Consider the following 4,453-nt stretch of genomic DNA (forward strand, 5'->3'; position numbering starts at 1 on the left):
GCCCTCCGGGGGCGTGGCGCGCGGCCGGAGAGCCCGTGGCCGGGCGCGGGCCGGGGCCCCGGGGTACGGAGCCGCTCGCCCCCGGTGCGTTCGCCGGCGTCCTGCGGGCCCCCGCCGCGCGTGACAAAGCCGCCGCGCGGAGGTAAGCACGGGTCTCATGAGCAGCAGCGCACAGCCCCTTCCCCTGGACGGGATCACCGTCGTCGCCGTCGAACAGGCCGTCGCCGCCCCGTTCGCCACCCGGCAGCTCGCCGACCTCGGCGCCAGGGTGATCAAGGTCGAACGTCCGGACGGGGGAGACTTCGCCCGCGGTTACGACACCGCCGCGGGCGGCCTGGCCTCCCACTTCGTCTGGTGCAACCGGGGGAAGGAGTCCGTGGCCGTCGACCTCAAGGATCCGCGCGGCCTGGACGTGGTGCACCGGCTCGTGGCCGGCGCCGACGTGTTCGTGCAGAACCTGGCCCAGGGAGCCGCCGCGCGGCTCGGGCTCGACGCCGCCTCCCTCTGCGCCGCGCACGACCGCCTGGTGGCCGTGGACATCTCGGGGTACGGCCCGGACGGGCCGTACGCGCACCGGCGGGCCTACGACATGCTCGTCCAGTGCGAGGCGGGCCTGGTGTCCGTCACGGGGACCCCCGGACAGCCGGTGAAGGCGGGCATCCCCGCCGCCGACATCGCGGCGGGCATGTACGCGTTCTCCGGTGTGCTCGCCGCACTGCTGCGGCGGTCCGCCACGGGACGCGGCGGGCCGGTGGAGGTCTCCATGCTGGACGCGCTGGCCGAGTGGATGGGACATCCGCTGCACCACGGGATGCACGGCGGCGAGGCCCCGGCGCGCACGGGCCTCGCCCACGCGGTGATCGCCCCGTACGACGCGTACGGCACCGCCGACGGGGAGCGGCTGCTGCTCTCCGTGCAGAACGACCGTGAGTGGCGGCGGCTGGCCGGACAGGTGCTCGGGCGGCCGGAACTGGCCGACGACCCGGACTTCGCGACGAACGCCGCGCGGACGGCCAATCGGGAGCGGACCGACGCGGTGGTGGGTGCGGCGCTCGCCCGGCTCAAGGGCGAGGAGGCGCGGGCCCGGCTGGACGCGGCGGGAATCGCCTGCGCGCGGCTGAACACGGTGGCTGACGTGGCGGCCCATCCGCAGCTGGCAGCGCGGGAGCGCTGGCGGGAGGTGTCCACACCGGTCGGCGCACTGCGTGCGCTGCTGCCGCCGATCGGCCTGCCGGGCGGGGCGCCTACGCCGATGGGTGCCGTACCGGCGCTGGGGGAACACACCGACGCAACGCTGCGAGCCCTGGGAATGACGGGCGAGCAGATCGCAGCACTGCGTCGGGACGGAGTGATCGCGGGTACGGCGCCGAGCGGAGGGCCGGACCGGTCGTGACAGCCGTCGGTCAGCGGCGGCTGCCGAAGAGCGAGCGCCGCAGCCGCCGCAGCGGGGCGAAGAGCGAGACACGCGCGCTCCGGCTCCTGCGGCTGTGCGCGACGTCGCGCGAGGTGAGCTCGAGCATCAGCAGCGTCGCTTCCGCGGACTCGCGCTGCGGAACGGCGGGGCCGCCCAGCACTGCGAGATGGCGGTCGAGCCGCGAACTGGTCGCGCTGCTTCCACATGCGATGGCAGGCACACGCGGCCTGCTGCGCACCGTTATCTGTTCCATGTCACTCCCCACCCGTACGAGGGCACCCGGCCCGGGCAGGTTAACCCTATCGTCCCGCGCTGACACTCGTGTATCCCGGCCGCAGGATTGCACACACGTATACGGAGGTTGACGGGCCGTTACCGAATTCGGCCGACCGTGGGTCCGGTTGGGGCGGTCCGGGGCAGAAATGCCGGGATCGGGGAGGAGCCCCGGTGGACGAGAGCCTCCTCCCCGGCCGGACGCGGTCCCCGGCCGAGGCCGGTTCCCGTCCCGGCGTGGCGCCGGACGCGCGGTCAGGCGTGTGCGGCGAAGGCGGGCAGGTAGCCGCCGGACTGTCCGGCGGCGGTGGGGTGGTAGGACTCGCCGATGTTCAGCCAGTTGACGCTGTGCAGCCAGGCGGTGCCCGAGCAGATCTCGTGCCCGGCGAAGGTGGAGGCGACGTCACCGAAGGTGAAGCCGTGGTCGGCGGCACGCTTGGCGGTGGCGGCGTTGAGGAGGTCGGCCGCGCTGTTGATGGCGGTGCGCTCGTTCTCGCTCAGCCCGGCGAGACAACCGCCCCCGAGCTTGTAGAAGCGCGGATAGCCGAGGACGACGACACGGGCGGAGGGCGCCTTCGCGCTGATCGCGGAGTACACCGCGTCCAGCTTGCCGGGCAGGGTGGAGTCGACGTAGGCGCGGGCGGTGGCGATCCGGCCCAGGCAGGTGGCCTCGGACTGCAGCACACAGGTCGTCATGACGTCGGCGAAACCGGCGTCGTTCCCGCCGATGGAGATCGACACGAGGTCGGTGGAGGAGTTGAGCGGGCCGAGCTGTCCGGCCGTGACGTCTCCCGTCCTGGCCCCCGAACACGCGGTGAAGGCGAACGAGGCGGGGGCGTGGGCCGCCTTCCAGAGGACCGGGTAGGCGCGGGTGCTGCGCTTGCAGTCGCCGCTCGCGCTGTCGTAGCTGCCGGCTCCGACGCCCGAGGAGTACGAGTCGCCGAGCGCCACGTAGTCGACGGCCTGGGCGGACGAGTCGGCGGTGGCGACGCTCGCACCGGTCAGCGCGACGGCGATGCCGAGCAGGAGAGAGGACGAGAACACCACGAGCCTGGACATTTTCATGTGACCTCCTTGGGCAGGATCTCTGCCTACTCCGTGGTAGCCCACCGGCGGCATTTCCGGAAGTGTTCATGCCAAAAAAGCCAACCGCCGTGCGGCGCCTGCGACCTGATCCGGCCTCGGGCGGGCGCCCGACATGCGGAACACATCGGGCGGAGACACCCGCGCCCACCGGGCGCCACCCCGGCAGGCGTGCCTCGGCCGGACCCCCTCACCCCTCCTCCTCCGCGCTCCCGCGCTGCCACGCGACGCGGACCCGCCCGCCCCGCACGGCCGTTCGCGCCGCGGGGCCGGCATCCACCGAGCCGCACCGGACCCGGAGGCGGCGTCCCGGAGCAGCCGGTGAAACCGGGTGCGCGGGCTGTCGCCGTGCCGGATCATGGACGCCATGTCCCCCAACCCCGAGTCCGCTCTGCCGATCCGGCTCACCGTCGACGACGGCGACTCACCGTCCGACGTCGTGGACGCGCTGTTCCTCGGCCGTTTCACGACGGGCGAGCAGCCTTACTCGCACAGTTCCTCCCTCGACCGGGTGAGGTCGGGGGCGACCCTGCTCCCACCGGCTGCCACGGTGCTGAGGGCGGCGCGTGACGGTGACCGCAGCGCCACCCTCGCCGAGGGTGAGGGATGGACACTGCTCATCTCACGGTGGAACCGCGGCGCCGACGTCACCGTCACCGCGACCAGCGCCGAACTGGCGGAGAAGGTGCTGGCCCAGGCGACCGACGGCGCGCAGGACGAGCCGGAGCCGCAGGCCGAGAACGTGACGATGGGCTTCTGGTACGTCTCCCCCCGCCGCGGCCCGCACCGCACCACCCGGCAGATCGCCGCGGGCACGTGGGACGAGATCCGCGCCAACTACACCGCTCCGGTCGCCGATGCCATGGGCCGGCTGATGAAGGTGACGCCGGACGACATCACCGGCCGGCTGCTCCTGCTGCACGGCCCCCCGGGCACCGGCAAGACCTCGGCGCTTCGCACGCTCGCCCGGTCCTGGCGCGACTGGTGCCAGGTGGACTGCGTGCTCGATCCGGAACAGCTCTTCAACGACGTCGGCTACCTGATGGACATCGCCATCGGCGAGGACGACAGCTCGGCGACGGGGCGGTGGCGGCTGCTGCTCCTGGAGGACTGTGACGAGCTGATCCGCGGCGAGGCCAAGCACACGGCGGGCCAGGCGCTGTCCAGGCTGCTGAACCTGACGGACGGTCTGCTGGGGCAGGGCCGCAAGGTGCTGGTGGGCGTGACGACCAACGAGGACCTGGAGCGGCTGCACCCCGCCGTCGTCAGGCCGGGCCGCTGCCTCGCCCGCATCGAGGTGGGTTCGCTGACCCGCGCGGAGTCGGTCTCCTGGCTGGGTACGGAGGAAGGGCTCGGCCGCGAGGGCGCGACGCTCGCCGAGCTGTACGCCCTGCGGCGGGGCGGCGGCCCCGCCTCCGTACCGAAGCAGGACGCGGGGGCGGACGCGGGGCTGTACCTCTGAGCTCGTCCCGGAACGGAACCGGCGGGCAGCGGCCTCGCGGCCGGAGACCACCGCCCGGGTGGGGCGCGAACACCCCTCGCGGCCGGGCGCGGACCCGGTTCCCGGCCCGGGCGCGCAGGCGGGCGTCCGGGCGGGGCGCGGGCTACCGCGAGTAGGCCGCGCGGAGCGCGTCCTCGGCCAGGGCGAGCGCCTCGTCACGGGGAAGGCCCAGGCGCCGGGCC

At 73.9% G+C, this 4,453-nt stretch carries 4 protein-coding genes; 2 read left to right on the forward strand and 2 right to left on the reverse strand.

Going from position 1 to position 4,453, the window contains the following annotated elements; all coding sequences use genetic code 11:
- The first annotated feature begins 157 nt into the window (after nucleotides 1-157).
- Nucleotides 158-1,393 (forward strand): CaiB/BaiF CoA-transferase family protein, encoded by a 1,236-nt coding sequence (locus ABZ371_RS29405; RefSeq protein WP_358685220.1) that lies wholly within the window; start codon nucleotides 158-160, stop codon nucleotides 1,391-1,393.
- 10 nt (nucleotides 1,394-1,403) lie between these two features.
- Here ABZ371_RS29405 and ABZ371_RS29410 read toward each other — a convergent pair whose 3' ends face one another.
- Together ABZ371_RS29410 and ABZ371_RS29415 are read right to left on the reverse strand one after the other, a co-directional pair.
- On the reverse strand, nucleotides 1,404-1,667 hold the full coding sequence (locus tag ABZ371_RS29410) for a hypothetical protein (protein WP_358685223.1): 264 nt from the start codon (nucleotides 1,665-1,667) through the stop codon (nucleotides 1,404-1,406).
- A gap of 275 nt (nucleotides 1,668-1,942) precedes the next feature.
- A complete protein-coding gene (locus ABZ371_RS29415; RefSeq protein ID WP_358685225.1) occupies nucleotides 1,943-2,752 on the reverse strand; it encodes an SGNH/GDSL hydrolase family protein in 810 nt (269 codons plus the stop codon).
- 376 nt (nucleotides 2,753-3,128) lie between these two features.
- Here ABZ371_RS29415 and ABZ371_RS29420 point away from each other — a divergent pair, with 376 nt between their 5' ends.
- Nucleotides 3,129-4,232, forward strand: coding sequence for a DUF5925 domain-containing protein (locus ABZ371_RS29420; RefSeq protein ID WP_358685228.1), 1,104 nt, complete (start codon nucleotides 3,129-3,131; stop codon nucleotides 4,230-4,232).
- Nucleotides 4,233-4,453 lie beyond the last annotated feature (221 nt).

It is taken from the genome of Streptomyces sp. NPDC005899 (assembly GCF_040629645.1).
Classification (GTDB): Bacteria; Actinomycetota; Actinomycetes; order Streptomycetales; family Streptomycetaceae; genus Streptomyces.